The 15,418-nt window shown below is 72.0% G+C and carries 18 protein-coding genes; 10 read left to right on the top strand and 8 right to left on the bottom strand.

Annotated features, from left to right (window positions below):
• Positions 1–142: 142 nt before the first annotated feature.
• The 4 genes from DY240_RS01705 to purL all read left to right on the top strand — a co-directional run bounded on the left by DY240_RS01705 (position 143) and on the right by purL (position 3,918).
• Entirely contained in the window at positions 143–538 is a 396-nt protein-coding gene (locus DY240_RS01705) for a winged helix-turn-helix domain-containing protein (protein WP_158602697.1), read from the top strand.
• A 205-nt stretch (positions 539–743) separates the two neighbouring features.
• Entirely contained in the window at positions 744–995 is a 252-nt protein-coding gene (gene purS / locus DY240_RS01700) for a phosphoribosylformylglycinamidine synthase subunit PurS (RefSeq protein WP_119658245.1), read from the top strand.
• Positions 995–1,666 carry a phosphoribosylformylglycinamidine synthase subunit PurQ gene (purQ, locus tag DY240_RS01695; RefSeq protein ID WP_119658244.1) on the top strand — a complete coding sequence of 224 codons (672 nt, stop codon included), beginning with the start codon at positions 995–997 and terminating at the stop codon, positions 1,664–1,666. The genes purS and purQ overlap by 1 nt, the downstream gene beginning before the upstream one ends.
• Positions 1,663–3,918 carry a phosphoribosylformylglycinamidine synthase subunit PurL gene (gene purL / locus DY240_RS01690; protein ID WP_119658243.1) on the top strand — a complete coding sequence of 752 codons (2,256 nt, stop codon included), beginning with the start codon at positions 1,663–1,665 and terminating at the stop codon, positions 3,916–3,918. The genes purQ and purL overlap by 4 nt, the downstream gene beginning before the upstream one ends.
• Here the strand turns inward: purL and DY240_RS01685 are convergent.
• The 3 genes from DY240_RS01685 to DY240_RS01675 are packed head-to-tail and all read right to left on the bottom strand — an operon-like array spanning position 3,882 to position 6,273.
• Positions 3,882–5,237 (bottom strand): MFS transporter, encoded by a 1,356-nt coding sequence (locus tag DY240_RS01685; RefSeq protein WP_119658242.1) that lies wholly within the window; start codon positions 5,235–5,237, stop codon positions 3,882–3,884. The two genes, purL and DY240_RS01685, sit on opposite strands and share 37 nt — an antisense overlap.
• Positions 5,234–5,827, bottom strand: a complete 594-nt coding sequence (locus tag DY240_RS01680; RefSeq protein WP_119658241.1) for an ArsR/SmtB family transcription factor — start codon at positions 5,825–5,827, stop codon at positions 5,234–5,236. The genes DY240_RS01685 and DY240_RS01680 overlap by 4 nt, the downstream gene beginning before the upstream one ends.
• Positions 5,828–5,859: 32 nt before the next feature.
• Complete coding sequence (locus DY240_RS01675; protein ID WP_119658240.1) at positions 5,860–6,273, bottom strand: VOC family protein; 414 nt, start codon at positions 6,271–6,273, stop codon at positions 5,860–5,862.
• A gap of 62 nt (positions 6,274–6,335) precedes the next feature.
• On the opposite strand from DY240_RS01675, the gene DY240_RS01670 reads away from it, so the two are divergent.
• The 6 genes from DY240_RS01670 to DY240_RS01645 are packed head-to-tail and all read left to right on the top strand — an operon-like array spanning position 6,336 to position 10,212.
• A complete protein-coding gene (locus tag DY240_RS01670) occupies positions 6,336–6,956 on the top strand; it encodes a TetR/AcrR family transcriptional regulator (protein WP_119658239.1) in 621 nt (206 codons plus the stop codon).
• A 36-nt stretch (positions 6,957–6,992) separates the two neighbouring features.
• Entirely contained in the window at positions 6,993–7,253 is a 261-nt protein-coding gene (locus DY240_RS01665; protein ID WP_119658238.1) for a type II toxin-antitoxin system Phd/YefM family antitoxin, read from the top strand.
• Complete coding sequence (locus DY240_RS01660; protein WP_119658237.1) at positions 7,250–7,681, top strand: type II toxin-antitoxin system VapC family toxin; 432 nt, start codon at positions 7,250–7,252, stop codon at positions 7,679–7,681. The genes DY240_RS01665 and DY240_RS01660 overlap by 4 nt, the downstream gene beginning before the upstream one ends.
• Positions 7,682–7,685: 4 nt before the next feature.
• Positions 7,686–8,855 (top strand): AAA family ATPase, encoded by a 1,170-nt coding sequence (locus tag DY240_RS01655; protein WP_119658236.1) that lies wholly within the window; start codon positions 7,686–7,688, stop codon positions 8,853–8,855.
• A 15-nt stretch (positions 8,856–8,870) separates the two neighbouring features.
• Complete coding sequence (locus DY240_RS01650; protein WP_119658235.1) at positions 8,871–9,395, top strand: 2'-5' RNA ligase family protein; 525 nt, start codon at positions 8,871–8,873, stop codon at positions 9,393–9,395.
• Between the two features lie 25 nt (positions 9,396–9,420).
• Complete coding sequence (locus DY240_RS01645; protein WP_119658234.1) at positions 9,421–10,212, top strand: maleylpyruvate isomerase family mycothiol-dependent enzyme; 792 nt, start codon at positions 9,421–9,423, stop codon at positions 10,210–10,212.
• Here the strand turns inward: DY240_RS01645 and DY240_RS01640 are convergent.
• The 5 genes from DY240_RS01640 to DY240_RS01620 all read right to left on the bottom strand — a co-directional run bounded on the left by DY240_RS01640 (position 10,209) and on the right by DY240_RS01620 (position 15,374).
• Positions 10,209–10,976 (bottom strand): anti-sigma factor family protein, encoded by a 768-nt coding sequence (locus tag DY240_RS01640; protein WP_119658233.1) that lies wholly within the window; start codon positions 10,974–10,976, stop codon positions 10,209–10,211. The genes DY240_RS01645 and DY240_RS01640 overlap by 4 nt on opposite strands.
• The gene (locus tag DY240_RS01635; RefSeq protein WP_199700582.1) at positions 10,969–11,499 is read right to left on the bottom strand and encodes an RNA polymerase sigma factor; all 531 of its coding nucleotides are present in this window, start codon (positions 11,497–11,499) and stop codon (positions 10,969–10,971) included. The genes DY240_RS01640 and DY240_RS01635 overlap by 8 nt, the downstream gene beginning before the upstream one ends.
• Before the next feature lie 56 nt (positions 11,500–11,555).
• Entirely contained in the window at positions 11,556–11,825 is a 270-nt protein-coding gene (locus tag DY240_RS01630) for a hypothetical protein (protein ID WP_119658232.1), read from the bottom strand.
• Positions 11,826–11,838: 13 nt separating this feature from the next.
• Entirely contained in the window at positions 11,839–13,524 is a 1,686-nt protein-coding gene (locus DY240_RS01625) for a sodium:solute symporter family protein (protein ID WP_119658231.1), read from the bottom strand.
• A 494-nt stretch (positions 13,525–14,018) separates the two neighbouring features.
• Positions 14,019–15,374, bottom strand: coding sequence for a serine hydrolase domain-containing protein (locus DY240_RS01620; protein WP_119658230.1), 1,356 nt, complete (start codon positions 15,372–15,374; stop codon positions 14,019–14,021).
• Positions 15,375–15,418 lie beyond the last annotated feature (44 nt).

Below are 15,418 nucleotides of genomic sequence, written 5' to 3'. Positions count from 1 at the left end.
GGTGGGGCGGTTCGCAGGGAGTTGATGCATGGTGTCCGCAGCGCCATACATTGAAACGATCACGCCATTCGTCATCTGTGTCGGCACGACGCTGGAGGACTCGACCGCGATCGCCCAGGCGATCGACCGCAGAGCCATCGTCATGATCGCGCCGGACACCGAGGCGGCCCGCAGGCTGCTGATGGGCGAGGGCGGCGTACCCGACAGCCCGGCGGGCGTGGAGGAGCTCGAGACCAGGGTCATCGAACGCGGCTGCCTCCGCGTCGACCTGGTGTCGCGCCAGGTCACCTGGGGCGAGGTCGACATCGCGCTCAGCGCTCGCGAGTTCGACCTCCTCGCGACGCTCGCGACGGAGGCCGGGCGGGTCTGGACGTTCGAGGAGCTGATGGGGCGCATCTGGAAGACCCGCTACCTGGGCGACGCCGACCCCGTCGTCTCGGCGGTGAAGCGTCTGCGCCGGCGCCTGGCGCTGGTGGTCGACGAGCTCCGGGTGGTGTCGGTCCGGGGCGTCGGCTTCCGGCTCGTGGTGCCGGACTGACCGCGGCCGGCCGCGGTCGCGGCCGGTGATGGGTTGGGTGCGGCCGGCGGTGGTTCGGTTCGGGCAGGGTGCGGACCGAACCCCGCCGGGCCGTGGTCGACGACCTGGTCCTGCCCGGTTCCGCGGGCTGGACATGGGTGTCGCCGGCCGGGCTGGGTATCCTGGGGCACGTTCCCGGTTCTTCTGCCGCGCGAGGAGCGTGCCCGTGGCCCGCGTCGTTGTCGACGTCATGCTCAAACCCGAGATTCTCGACCCGCAGGGCAAAGCCGTGCAGGGTGCGTTCGGCCGGCTCGGATTCGAGGGCGTCGCCTCGGTCCGGCAGGGCAAGCGGTTCGAGATCGAGCTCGACGGCGAGGCGACGCCCGAGGCGGTGGCCGAGATCGAGCGCGCCGCCGCGACGCTGCTCGCCAACCCCGTCATCGAGTACTTCACCGTCCACGTGGAGGCCGGCGTCTGATGCGCATCGGCGTCGTCACGTTCCCCGGCTCCCTCGACGACCGCGACGCCGCCCGGGCCGTCCGGGTCGCCGGCGCCGAAGCGGTCGCGCTCTGGCACGGCGACGCCGACCTGCACGGCGTCGACGCCGTCGTCCTGCCGGGCGGCTTCTCCTACGGCGACTACCTGCGCTGCGGCGCCATCGCCCGGTTCGCGCCGGTCATGGAGCCGCTGGTCGACGCCGCCCGCGGCGGGCTGCCGGTGCTCGGCATCTGCAACGGCTTCCAGGTGCTGTGCGAGTCGCACCTGCTGCCCGGCGCGCTGATCCGCAACGACCACCGTAAGTTCGTCTGCCGCGACCAGCCGCTGCGGGTCGAGAGCACGGCGACGGCGTGGACGTCGGGCTACCAGGCCGGCCAGCAGATCGTCATCCCGCTGAAGAACGGCGAGGGCGGCTACGTCGCCGACCAGCGCACGCTCGACGAGCTCGAGGGCGAGGGCCGGGTCGTCGTCCGGTACCTCGGCGACAACCCCAACGGCTCCTACCGCGACATCGCCGGCATCGCCAACGCTCGCGGCAACGTCGTCGGGCTCATGCCGCACCCCGAGCACGCGGTCGAGTCGCTCACCGGGCCCGGCACCGACGGCCTCGGCTTCTTCACGTCCGTTCTGGAAGGACTGGTCCGCGCGTGACCATCGACACCGTCGAGCTGGCCGCCAAGACGCCCGACCAGCCGCAGCCCTGGGACGAGCTCGGCCTCAAGGAGGACGAGTACCAGCGCATCCGCGACATCCTCGGCCGCCGGCCCACCAACGCCGAGCTGGCCATGTACAGCGTCATGTGGTCCGAGCACTGCTCGTACAAGTCCTCCAAGGTGCACCTGCGCCAGTTCGGCGAGAAGGCGCCCGAGAGCGACGCGCTGCTGGTCGGCATCGGCCAGAACGCCGGCGTCGTCGACATCGGCCAGGGCTACGCCGTGACGTTCAAGATCGAGTCGCACAACCACCCGTCCTACGTCGAGCCCTACCAGGGTGCGGCGACGGGCGTCGGCGGCATCGTCCGCGACATCCTCGCCATGGGCGCCCGGCCGGTCGCCGTCATGGACTCGCTGCGGTTCGGCCCGCTCGACGCCGACGACACCCACCGCGTGCTGCCCGGCGTCGTGGCCGGCGTCGGCGGCTACGGCAACTGCCTCGGGCTGCCCAACATCGGCGGCGAGGTCGTCTTCGACCCGTCCTACGCGGCGAACCCGCTGGTCAACGCGCTGTGCGTCGGCGTCATGAAGCACGAGGACATCCACCTCGCCAACGCGACCGGTGTCGGCAACAAGGTGGTGCTGTTCGGTGCGCGCACCGGCGGCGACGGCATCGGCGGGGCGTCGATCCTGGCCTCGGAGTCGTTCGACGACAGCAAACCGAGCAAGCGGCCCGCCGTCCAGGTCGGCGACCCGTTCATGGAGAAGGTGCTCATCGAGTGCTGCCTCGAGCTGTTCGAGGCGCAGGTCGTCGAGGCGATCCAGGACCTCGGCGCGGCCGGCATCTCCTGCGCGACGTCCGAGCTGGCCAGCAACGGTGACGGCGGCATGTACGTGCAGCTGGAGAAGGTGCTGCTGCGCGACCCCAGCCTGACGCCCGGCGAGATCATGATGTCGGAGTCGCAGGAACGCATGATGGGCATCGTCACGCCCGAGAACCTCGACGCGTTCCTCGCCATCACCGCCAAGTGGGACGTCGAGACCGCCGTCATCGGCGAGGTCACCGGCACCGGCCGGCTGGTCATCGACTGGCACGGCGAGACCATCGTCGACGTCGACCCCCGCACCGTCGCGCACGACGGCCCGGTGTACGAGCGGCCGTTCGAGCGGCCGGCCTGGCAGGACGAGCTGCAGGCGGCCGGGCCGGAGTCGCTGCCCCGGCCGTCGGGCGGCGACGAGCTGCGCGGCACCCTGCTGCGGCTGCTCGCGTCGCCGAACGTCGCGTCGAAGGCGTGGATCACCGACCAGTACGACCGCTACGTGCTCGGCAACACCGTCTTGGCGCAGCCCGAGGACGCAGGCGTGCTGCGCATCGACGAGTCGACCGGGCTGGGCGTCGCCATCGCCACCGACGGCAACGGCCGTTACGCCAAGCTCGACCCGTACACCGGCGCTCAGCTGGCGCTGGCCGAGGCCTACCGCAACGTCGCCACCACCGGCGCCCGGCCGCTCGCCGTCACCGACGGCCTGAACTTCGGCTCGCCCGAGGACCCCGCCGTCATGTGGCAGTTCGCCGAGGCCATCCGCGGCCTGGCCGACGGCTGCCAGACGCTGGGCACCCCGGTCACCGGCGGCAACGTGTCGCTGTACAACCAGACCGGCGACGCCGCGATCCTGCCGACGGCCATCGTCGGCGTGCTGGGCGTGCTCGACGACGTCGCCCGGCGCACGCCGCAGGGCTTCCGTGAGTCCGGCCAGGTGATCTACCTGCTGGGCGAGACGCGCGACGAGTTCGGCGGCTCGGAGTGGGCGTGGGCCGAGCACCAGCACCTGGGCGGGCGGCCGCCGTCGGTCGACCTCGTCGCCGAGCGCGAGCTGGCCGAGATCCTGGTCAACGCCTCACGCGACGGTCTGATCGACGCCGCGCACGACCTCTCCGACGGCGGGCTGGCCGTCGCGCTGGCCGAGTCGGTGCTGCGCTACGGCGTGGGCGCGCGGGTGTGGGTGCCCGACGGCCTCGACCCGTTCGTGTTCCTGTTCTCCGAGTCGCAGGCCCGGGCGATCGTCGCGGTGCCGCGTTCGGAGGAGGTGCGGTTCACCGACATGTGCTCGGCGCGGCGGTTCCCGCACCAGCGCATCGGCGTGGTCGACGACGGCGGCGTGCTCGACGTGCAGGGCCGGTTCACGGTGCCGCTCGACGAGCTGCGCACCGCTCACGAGTCGACGCTGTCGTCGGCGTTCGAGGCCTGATTCTTCGCCTCTGCGATGCGGGCGTTGGTGAGCCGCGGCAGCGCGTACACCAGCAGCAGCACGTGCACGCCCGCCGCGACCAGGTACGGCAGCCGCAGCGACCACTCGCGGCTGAGCCAGGTGTCGGCGATGGTGACCATGGCGCCGCCGAGCAGCGTGCCCACGGAGATGGCGCCCCAGCCGAAGAATCGGTAGACGGAGTTGACCCGGCCGAGCAGGTGGTCGGGGATGATGCTCTGCCGCAGCGACACCGTGATGACGTTCCACAGCACGACGAAGAACCCCTCGACCACGAACACCGCGTAGACGACGATCGGCGACGACACCAGGCCGATGACCGCAAGGCCGCCGCCGAGCGTGGCCAGCGAGAGGAACAGCGACGTGCCGGGGCCGATACGCGCGCTGATGCGGTGCGCGACGAGCGACCCGAGCACCGCGCCGACCGCCGCCCCGGTGAGCAGGATGCCGAACTGCGTCGCGTCGACGTCGAGGATCTCCTGCGCGAACAGGACGTAGATCGCGGCCGCGGCGTTGGCCAGCCCGTTCGTCGCGCCGAGCAGGAACGCCAGCGAGCGCAGCAGGCGGTGGTCCCACAGCCAGCGCACGCCCTCGCCGATCTCGCTCTTCCAGGCGATGCGGCCGCTGGTGACCTTGCCCTTCGGGGCGAACTGCCCGGCCAGCATGAACACCAGTCCGGCCGCGACGGCGAAGGTGCCGGCGTTGATGAAGAACGGCAGCGCGAACGCCAGCCCGAGCAGCAGGCCGGCCAGCGGCGGCCCGATGAAGTTGTTGACGACGACCTCGGCACCCCACATGCGGCCGTTCGCCTTCTCGAGCCGGTCCTTGGCGACGATCGACGGCAGCAGCGTCTGCGCGGTGTTGTCGCGCAGTACCTCGGCCGAGCCCAGCAGGAACGCCATCAGGTACAGCAGCACGAGCAGGACGGTGCCGTTCTCGGGCAGGTCGGCGGTGCCGCCGGCGATCTGGTCCGGCGTCGGCAGGCCGGACTGCCACGCCAGCACCGCGAAGGCGAACGTACCCATGACGGCGAAGCGCAGGACGTCCATGGCCGCGACCAGCTTGCGCCGGTCGAGGCGGTCGGTGATGACCCCGGCCGGCAGTGAGAACAGCAGCCACGGCAGCCGGGTGGCCAGCGTGACCAGCGCGATCTGCAGCGGGTCGCGGGTGACGGCCGTGGCCAGCCACGGGATCGCCACCGCCGACAGGCCGTCGCCGAAGTTCGAGACGACCGACGCGCTCCAGAGCTTCCAGTAGTTGCGGCCCAGCCCTTGCCTCGCGGGCGCGTCCGTCGTCGTCACGACGCACCGTCCTTCGGCTCCGGCAGGTGCCCGCGCTGGGTCGGGAAGACTCCGACCAGCAGCCCGTAGGTCACCTCGCCGCCGCGCGGCTGCCGGACGAACTCGTCGAGCAGGTCGATCAGGCGCTGCCGCCACTCCGCCGCCCGCTCGGCCGGGATGCGGGCGTAGCGGGCGTTCGTGATCATGGGCAGGTCCAGCAGCTCGGCCGGCAACTGCTGGATCTCGGTGACGGTCTCCGCGAGCACCCCCTTCGGCTCCAGCCCGATGCCGTCGAACGAGGCGCGGTCCCAGTCGTGGTACAGGAAGACCCGCGCCGTGCGGCCGTAGTAGCGGGCCTCGATGGCGCGGACCTGCTTGGTGCGCACGACGTGCACCAGCCCCGCGTACTCCAGCACCTTGAGGTGATGGCCGACGGTGCCCTTCGGCTTGTCCAGCGCGATCGCCAGCTCCGTCGTCGTCGCGGCCCGCTCCAGCAGCAGGTGCACCAGCTTCATCCGGGTCTCGTCGAACAGCGCCCGGTACTGCGCGGGATCGGTCAGCTCGAGCTCGTCCGCGAGCTCATAGTCGGGAACGGCGGACTGGTCGGCCATTCCAGTATGGTCGGCCAATCCCGACCATACTGTCAAGGCACGTACTGCTCGGCGTACTCACCCGTGGGCTCGATGGGCGTGATGACGTCGACGAGCACGCCGTCGGGCGCCTCGACGATGAAGTGCCGCTGGCCGAACGCCTCGTCGCGCAGTTCCAGCGCGACCGGCAGTCCGGCGCCGCCGACCAGCCGCGCGTACCAGTCGTCGACGTCGGGAACCTCGAGGTTGAGCAGTAGTCCGCGCGCCGGCTGGCGGAACCGTTCGGGGATGGTCGGGTGGCGGTGGTCGACGAACGCCAGCTCGACCTGCGGGGCGTCGGGATGGCGCAGGCTGACGTACCAGTCGGCCTCGAAGGTCGGGGCGAAGCCGAAGTACTTGAGGTAGAAGTCGCGCGCGGCGGCGACGTCGGTGCTGCAGATGACCGGGTAGAAGCTCGTGATCGTCATGAGGTCTCCTCGGATACCTACCGTCGGTATGTTGAGTTGACGATAGAATGCATACCCTCGGTATGTCAACTGGAGGTGCGGTGTCCCCGACCAAGATCGAGCAGCGTCAGGCCACGGTGCACGCGCTACTCACCGAAGGGCGCCGGCAGTTCGCCCGCGACGGCTATGCGGCGGTGAGCCTGGCCGGCATCGTCGACGCGCTCGGGCTCACGAAGGGCGCGCTGTACCACCACTTCCCCGGCAAGGCCGCGCTGTTCCGGGCCGTCGTCGAACAGGTCCAGGAGCAGGTCGCCGCCCGCGTCGTCGCCGCGGCGGAGGCCGCGCCCGGCTCCTGGCGCCAGCTCACGGCCGGTTGCGAGGCGTTCCTGCGCGCCAGTGCCGACCCCGAGGTCCAGCGGATCATGCTCATCGACGGCCCGGCGGTCCTGGGCTGGGACGTCTGGCGCGCCCTCGACGACGCCTCGTCCGGGCGGCACCTGCGCGAGGCCCTGCAGGCCGTCATCGACGACGGCGTCATCGCGCCGCAGCCGGTCGAGCCGCTGATGCACCTGCTGTCCGGTGCGATGAACGAGGCCGCTCTCTGGCTGGCCCGCTCCGACGACCCGCGCGACCTCGACGACACCGTGGCCGCGCTCCACTCTCTCCTGGACGCCCTGCGATCGCCCGCGAATGGCGCTACCTGACCATGATGACTAGTATGGTCATGGAGGTGGTTCGCCATGACCGCAGCGGACACCTGGAGCGTCGCCGACGCCAAGGCGCGGCTCAGCGAACTGCTCGACACCGTCGGGCGCGACGGCCCGCAGACCATCAGCCGCCGGGGCCGCCCGGTCGCCGTCGTCGTCTCCGTCGACGAGTGGGAGCGCCGCAAGCGCCGTCAGGGGACGCTCGCCGAGTTCCTCGCGACCGCGCCGGTCGGCGACGAGGACCTCATTCTCGAGCGCGACAGGGGTGGCCGGATGCGTGAGGTCGACCTGTGACCTTCCTGCTCGACACCAACGTGCTCTCCGAGGGATTCCGTAGATTCCCCGACCACGACGTCATCGAATGGCTCGACGATGTGCCGGAAGAGAGCACGTTCATCAGCGCCGTCACCGTCGGGGAGGTGCGGAAGGGCATCGAGAAGCTGCCGCTCGGCCGACGCCGCAGCAACCTGGAGGCCTGGCTGACCGACGGTCTGGTGCCCCGGTTCGAGGGCCGGATCCTCGCCATCGACACCGACGTGGCCGACCTGTGGGGTCGCACGGTCGCCGCCTGCCAGGCCGATGGGCGGCCGGTCGATCCCATCGACGCGCAGATCGGCGCCACGGCGCTCTGGTACGGGCTGACGCTCGTGACCCGGAATGTCGAAGACTTCGTTCCCATGGGGGTCGAGCTGTTCAACCCCTGGCTGAGCGAGGCCGAGTAGGGCCATGCTGCGGACCGTCGCCATCGCGAACTACCGGTCGCTGCGCGACGTCGTCCTGCCGCTGACCGGCCTCGACATCGTCACCGGCGCGAACGGGACGGGCAAGTCCAGCCTGTACCGCGCGTTGCGGCTGCTCGCCGACTGCGCCCGCGGCGCCATCATCGCCTCGCTCGCCCGCGAGGGTGGCATGCCGTCGGTCACGTGGGCGGGGCCCGAGAAGCTGAGCCGCGAGATGCGGACGGGGGAGCAGCCGATCCAGGGCACCCGGCGGTCCCAGCCGGTCAACGTCCGCATGGGCTTCGCCGGCGACGACTTCGGCTACCTGATCGACCTCGGGCTGCCCCAGCCCATCAGCAAGACGAACCCGTCGTACTTCGAGCTCGACCCCGAGATCAAGCGCGAGGCCATCTGGAGCGGCCCGGTGCTGCGGCCGGGGACCTGGCTGGCCGACCGCCGCAACGAGCTGGTGCGCGTCCGCTCCGGCAGCGGCGACTGGGAGCACCTGGCCCACGGGCTGCGGACGTTCGAGAGCATGCTGAACGAGGTCGCCGATCCGGTCCGCGCGCCCGAGCTGCTCACCGTTCGCGAGCAGGTCCGCAGCTGGCGCTTCTACGACCAGTTCCGCACCGACGCCGACGCACCGGCCCGGCAGCCGCGGCTGGGCACCCGCACCATGGTCCTGGCCGACGACGGCGCCGACCTGGCCGCCGCGCTGCAGACGATCCGCGAGATCGGGGCGGTCGAGGCCCTCGACGACGCCGTCGACCGCGCCTTCCCGGGGTCGCGGCTGGAGATCACCCAGGTCGGCGGCCGGCTCGACCTCTCCTTCCGGCAACACGGCCTGCTCCGCCCGCTGACGGGGGCGGAGCTCTCCGACGGCACGCTGCGCTTCCTGCTCTGGGCGGCCGCGCTGCTCACGCCGCGGCCGCCGGCGCTGATGGTCCTGAACGAGCCCGAGACCAGCCTGCACCCGCAGCTGCTGCCCGCGTTGGCCGAACTGGTGGTCAAGGCGCGCGAGACCACCCAGATCGTCGTCGTCACGCACTCGCACGCGCTGATCGACCACATCGGCGCCGGCGCCGCCCGGGTCGAGCTGGTCAAGGACACCGGCGAGACCGGCATCGCCGGGCTGGAGCGGTTCGACCGGCCGTCGTGGAACTGGGGATCGCGCTGACCCTAGCGTGGAGCCATGGCCCTCGCCGTCTGCCTGCTCCTCGACCAGCGGGCCGACGCCGCCGTCCGCCGGCTGTGGGACCGTCTCGAACAGCGCGGCATCGCCACGCTGGCCTCCCACACGCACGGCCGCCACGTCCCGCATGTCTCGCTGGCGGTGCTGCGCCGCTGGGACCTCGACGACGTCCGGGCCACGGTCGAGGCCCTGCCCGACGCCGGTCCGGTGCCGCTGCGCTTCGACGGCCTGGGCACGTTCCGGCGCGGCCGGTCCTGGCTGATCCCGGCCGTCAGCGCTGAGCTCGTCGCCCGTCAGGAGCGGGTCGCCCGCGCGCTGGGCGACGGCGGCGCCGAGCTGCATCACCACTATCGGCCGGGCGCCTGGATCCCGCACTGCTCGCTCGCGCCCCGTGTCCACCTCGCCGACCTCGGAGCGCTCGCCGCGACGGTGTACGACGTCCTGCCGCTGGAGGCGGTGGCCGACCGTGCCGCGCTCATCGACAGCGGCACCGGCGAGCAGTGGCCGCTCCCGCACGCCCCGTGACGTCGCCGCCCGGTAGCCTGCCGGGGTGGCGAAGCGGATCGACCCGGCGACGGTGTGGACGACGTACCGCGGCGGCCATGAGGCGCTGCGCGGCTGGGTGGCCGGGCTGCCACCGCAGCACTGGACCGGGCCGAGCGTGCTGCCCGGCTGGACCGTGGCCGAGCTGGCCGCGCACATCGCGCTGGTGGCCGACTCGGTGACGGCGCTCGCGGTGGCGCCGCGAGGCGTGCGGGCACAGACGGTCAACGACTACCTGGCCGCCTACGCGCCGGTCGCCGGCGAGCTGGCCGACCGCACCCGGACCATCGCGGCCGACGCCGGTCACGATCCGGCCCGCATCGTCGCCGCGATCGACGAACGCTACGCGGCGGCGACCCGTACCGTCGAGGACCTCGGACTCGACGACGTCCTCGTGACGACGCGACGGGTTCCGGTCCGGCTCGGCGACTACCTGCTCACCCGGGTGATCGAGATCGCCGTCCACGCCGATGACCTCGCCCGATCCGTCCCGTCCGCCGACCCGCCCGTCCTGCCCCGCGACACCACCCGGCTTGCCGTCCGCACGCTGCTCGACGTCCTGGCCGAGCGGGTGCCGGGCCGCAGCGTCGAGGTGCGCGTGGCGCCGTTCGCCGCCGTCCAGTGCATCGAGGGCCCACGGCACACCCGCGGCACGCCGCCGAACACCGTCGACCTCACGCCGCCGCTGTGGCTGCGGCTGGCCGGTGGACGCACCACGTGGGCCGAGGAGGTCGCGGCCGGCACGGTGCTGGCCAGCGGGCAGCGCGCCGACCTGTCGCCGTACCTGCCGTTGTTCTAGTCGTCGTCGGAGAGGTCGGCCGCGAGCGTCGTGCCGCCGGGGCCGACCAGGTCGATCCGCTCGATCTGGTAGATGTCCGCGTCAACGGTGCTGCCGGCGCCGCCGCCGGTCCGGTCGACCTCGCACTCGGCCAGCGGCTGCGTGCCGTCCTCGGTGACGACGGACACGTCGTACGTCCCCGGGTCGACGGTGTCGTCGAGCACGGTGAACACCCACGACGGCTCGCCCTGGTAGAGGAACACGTGCCCGACCTGCTCACCGTTGTCGTCGACGATCGGGGCGGCGTGGAAGTAGCGGCCGTTCGCGACGTCGAGCGTCTCGCGGTAGCCGGCCGCGAGGTCGCGGTCGTCGGAGGTCGCCTGCCAGACCACCCCCGCGCCGCCGAGCGCGGCGATCGCGGCCGCGGCGGCGTAGGGCAGCGCCCGCCGCCGGCGTCGCGGCCGCAGCGGGGTCACGACGGCGTCCGGCTCAGCGTCCGTGGCGGGCGCGGGCGGCGGTGACGGCGGCGGAACCGCGGGCGACTCGGAGGCCAGGGCGGCGATGCGGGCGAGGACCGCGCCCTCGAAGCCGGCGGGCGGGTCGTGCTCCGGCGCGACGAGCAGGACTTCGTCGGCGACCCGGGTGAGTTCGTCCAGCTCGCGGCGGCAGTCGGGGCAGTCGGCCAGGTGCGCGAGCACGCGCGCGCGATCGGGGCCGCTGGCGGCGCCCGTGGCCACTTCGGCCAAGGCGTCGGCGACCTCGCCGCACCTGTTCGGATCAACCATGACTCACCTCGAGCATCGCACGCAGCCGCGAGAGACCGGTCCGGATGCGTGTCTTGGCCGTACCCAGCGGGATCTGCTGCTGCTCGCTGATCTCGCGCGCGGTCAGGCCGAAATGTACGGAGAGCAGGACGGCCGTCGCCTGCTCGCGGGGCAGCGCCCGCAGCGCGGTGGTGATGCGCTCGCTGTCGGCGACCCGGTCGCTGTCGTTGGTCGTGGAGATCAGCATCTCCGCGACGACGGCCGGCTCGACGGTCAGCTCACGGCGTACCCGCAGGACGTCGATGGCGACGTTGCGGGTGATGGTCAGCAGCCACGTCGACGCCTGCGCCCGGCGGGCGTCGTAGTTGCCGGCGTGCCGCCACGCCCGGACGAACGCCTCCTGTGCCACCTCCTCCGCGATCGCGGGCACCCCGACGACCGACAACGCCAGCCCGTAGACGCGCCCCTGGTGGCGGCGGACGAACGCGGCCATCGCGTCCGCGTCGCCGGCGGCCATCCCGGCGAGCAGCGCCTCGTCCGACACCCTCACATCCTCATATACGGGGCCGGCCGGGGAATCGATTGGATCCCGATGTGGCGTCAGTCACGGCCGGCGCCCGCGGCGGCCTCGGCGTCGACGATGATCGGGCGCAGCCAGGTCCACAGCGCGAAGAGCGCGGCGGCCACGAGCAGCCCCACGCCGGTCCACAGGTTGATGTTGATGCCGTCGGCCTTCTCGAGGTCGGCGTCGCTGGTGCCGAACAGGCCCATGCCGGTGAGGACGAGGCCGAAGACGCCGAACAGGGCGGCGATGACGATGCGGATGTCGAAGGCGCCGGCGCGGCGCGTCCGGTGTCCACTGACGCTCATGGTTCGGCTCCCCTCAGAAGAAGACGATGTTGAGGACGATGATGAGGACGAGCGCAATGCCGGCCATCAGGCCCGGCCGCTGGTACCAGGCCTCGTCGCGGTCGCGTGGGTCGCGCAGGTTCTCCTTCGGGGTCAGCCCGTACACCAGGCCCACCAGCTCGGTGGCCGGCTTGGGCGCCGTCCGGAGGCTCACGGCGACGCTGACGACGATGTCGACGACGAACGCGACACCGGCGGCGAGAAACGCCGAGCCCTGGCCGGGGAGGTCGAGGGCCCCGGTCTCGGAGAGCACGAACACCGTCACGGCCGACAGCGTTCCCGCTACGAGACCGGTCCAACCGGCCGCCGCGGTCATGCGCTTCCAGAACATGCCCAGGATGAATGTGGCGAACAGCGGCGCGTTGAAGAACGAGAACAGCTGCTGCAGGTAGTCCATCAGGTTGGAGTAGCCCGCCGCGATGAACGCCGTCCCGATCGCCGCCACCGTCGCGACGACGGTGATGGTGCGGCCCACCCGCAGGTAGTAGCCGTCCTCGCGGTCCTTCACGACGTAGCGCTGCCAGATGTCGTAGCTGAAGACGGTGTTGAACGAGCTGATGTTCGCCGCCATGCCGGCCATGAACGACGCCAGCAGGCCGGCGATCGCGAGGCCGAGCATCCCGTTGGGCAGCAGGTCGCGCATCAGCAGCAGGATCGCGTCGTTGTAGTCGACGCCGGCGTCCGCGGACTGGTCCTCCTTGTACTGGGCCAGCTCCGGGACGATGACCGCGGCGATCATGCCGGGGATCACCACGAGGAACGGGATGAACATCTTCGGGAACGCGCCGATGATCGGCGTGCGCCGGGCCGCCGACATGCTCTTCGACGCCATCGCCCGCTGCACCTCGACGAAGTTCGTCGTCCAGTAGCCGAACGACAGCACGAAGCCGAGCCCGAACACGATCCCGATGACGGACAGGACGCTGGAGTCGAACCCGGCCAGCTCGTTGCCCGGCCAGGCGCTCAGCTGCTCCGTCGACCCGGTGGCGTCGCGGATGCCGTCGGTCAGCCCGCTCCAGCCGCCGACGCGGTCCAGCGCCACCACCGTCAGCGGGAACAGCGCGGCGACGATGACGAAGAACTGCAGCACCTCGTTGTAGATGGCCGCCGACAGCCCGCCCAGCGTGATGTAGCTCAGCACGATGATCGCGGCGGCGACGACGGCCACCTCCCGCGGCCAGCCCAGCAGGGCGTTGACCAGCGTGGCCAGCAGGAACAGGTTCACGCCGGCGATCAGCACCTGCGCGAGCGCGAAGCTGATCGCGTTGACCAGGTGGGCCGTCGGCCCGAACCGGCGCAGCATGAACTCCGGCACGCTGCGCACCTTGGACCCGTAGTAGAACGGCATCATCACGACGCCGAGGAACAGCATCGCCGGCACCGCACCGACCCAGAAGTAGTGCATGGTCGGCATGCCGTACTCGGCGCCGTTCGCGGACATACCGACGATCTCGATCGCGCCCAGGTTCGCGGAGATGAACGCCAGCCCCGTCACCCACGCCGGCAGCGACCGGCCGGACAGGAAGAAGTCGAGGCTGTCCGAGACGGCATATCGCGCCATCAACCCGATACCCAGCACGAACACGAAATAGACGGCGATGAGTGTGTAGTCCCAGAATCCCGCGTCCAACCGCAGGCTCGCGTCCGCGACCAGGGTCATCGGTACCTCCCGTAGCCGGAAATCCCCGGTGACCTTACCCGCGAGTACCAGTCACACTCGGTGTGACGAATGCGGCGTTTCCGGACGGGGCCGGGGCCTNGTAGCCGGAAATCCCCGGTGACCTTACCCGCGAGTACCAGTCACACTCGGTGTGACGAATGCGGCGTTTCCGGACGGGGCCGGGGCCTGCGGCGTGCTGGAGGTCTGCGGTCTGATCGGACGGCAGAGCTCCAGTGGCGTGAGCGGTCCGGGGGAGAGCGGAGGACGGCCGCGGCGTCCGCGTCGGTCCGCGTCGGTGCCGGCCGGCGGGGGCCGCGGCCGCCCCGGGCGTCGGCGGCGTGCTGGAGGTCTGCGGTCTGATCGGACGGCAGAGCTCCAGCGGGGTGAGCGGTCCGGGGGAGAGCGGATGGCCGCCGCGGCGTCGGCCCCGGACGGCAGAGCTCGAGTGGCGTGAACGGTCCGGGAGCGGGTGGATGGCCGCCGCGGCGTCCGCGTCAGCGCCAGCCGGCGGGGTCGACGCCGCCGGGGACGTCGGCGCGGGGGTCGTACGGGGTGCGGGTGAAGATGAACGACGCGAGGTCGAGGTGCCGGACGGTCCCGTCGGCGTGCCGGACCACCCGCAGCGGCTCGCCGGCGTAGTAGCCGTCCAGGCCGACCCAGCCGCCGTCGCCGTCGGGGCGGAAGCGCGACGCCCGGCCGGCGCCGTGTGCAGGGCCGAGCCGCAGCCAGCCGTCGTCCATGGCCCGCAGCTCGAACGTCGTCGATCCCCAGTACCAGTGTCCGACCAGCTCGAACAGCTCAGGCGGCACCGAGCCGACCCGCCAGACGGGCGGAGTGTGCGGCTCGGCGGCGGTGAACGCGTCGAGCAGCCCGGCGGCGAAGCCGCGCGAGAGCCCCGCCGTGGTGTTGGTGAGCACGACGACGCCGTCGCCGGTCTCGACGTCGACCCGCACCTCGGCGAGGAAGCCGGGCATCGAACCGCCGTGGCCGGTGAAGCGGCGGCCGCCGTCGTTCCACAGCTGGAGGCCGAGACCGTGCGCGCCCGTCCACGGCGCTCCGGGCACGTCGACGACGACCAGCGGGCGGCACATCTCCGCCAGCGTGTCGGCGGACAGCAGCCCGTCGGTCCGGCCGCCGAGGAACGCCGCCCACCGCGCGAGGTCACGCACCGTCGACCAGAGCTGACCGGCCGGCGCCATCGCGCCGCCGTCGTGCTCGGGCTCGGGCAGGACGACGTCGGCGAACGGGTGGACGGCGAGGCCGTGCGCGTGCGGCGCGACCGGCCGCGACGTCGTGCGGCCCATGCCGAGCGGCTCGAGCAGCTCCTCGGAGACGACCTTCGCCCACGACCGGCCGTGCATCCGGCCGACCAGCTCGCCGAGGACGCCGAAGCCGACGTTGGAGTAGTGGAACCGCTGCCCGGCCGGGTGCCGCCGGCCGAGCTGGGTCGACAGCGACCGCCACGGGCCGCCCTCGGTGCGCTCCCACCACGGCCCGTCGGTCTCGGCCTGCAGCCCGGCGCCGTGCGACAGCAGCTGCGCAATGGTGACGTCCCCGATGGCGGTGTCGGGGAGGTGCTTGTCCAGCGGGTCGGTGAGGTCGAGGCGGCCCTCGTCGCGCAGCCGCATGACCGCCACCGCGACGAACGTCTTGGTGATCGAGCCCATGCGGTACTGCGTGTGCTCGTCGGCCTCGCGGCCGCCCTCGCGGCCGTCGATGGTGCCGCGCGCGGCGGACCAGACGAGCTCGCCGTCGCGGACGATGCCGGCGGCGACGGAGGGCAGCCGGCTGCCGGCCTGCTCCTCGGCGACGAGACGGGTGAGGTCGGTGGCGGTGGTGGGCCGAATCATCGCCCCACGCTCATGTGTCGGGCCATGCACCTCACGTCACTGAC

The organism is Jiangella rhizosphaerae (genome assembly GCF_003579925.1).
GTDB classification, from domain to species: Bacteria; Actinomycetota; Actinomycetes; order Jiangellales; family Jiangellaceae; genus Jiangella; species Jiangella rhizosphaerae.
This window is presented reverse-complemented; position numbering and strand designations above follow the sequence as displayed.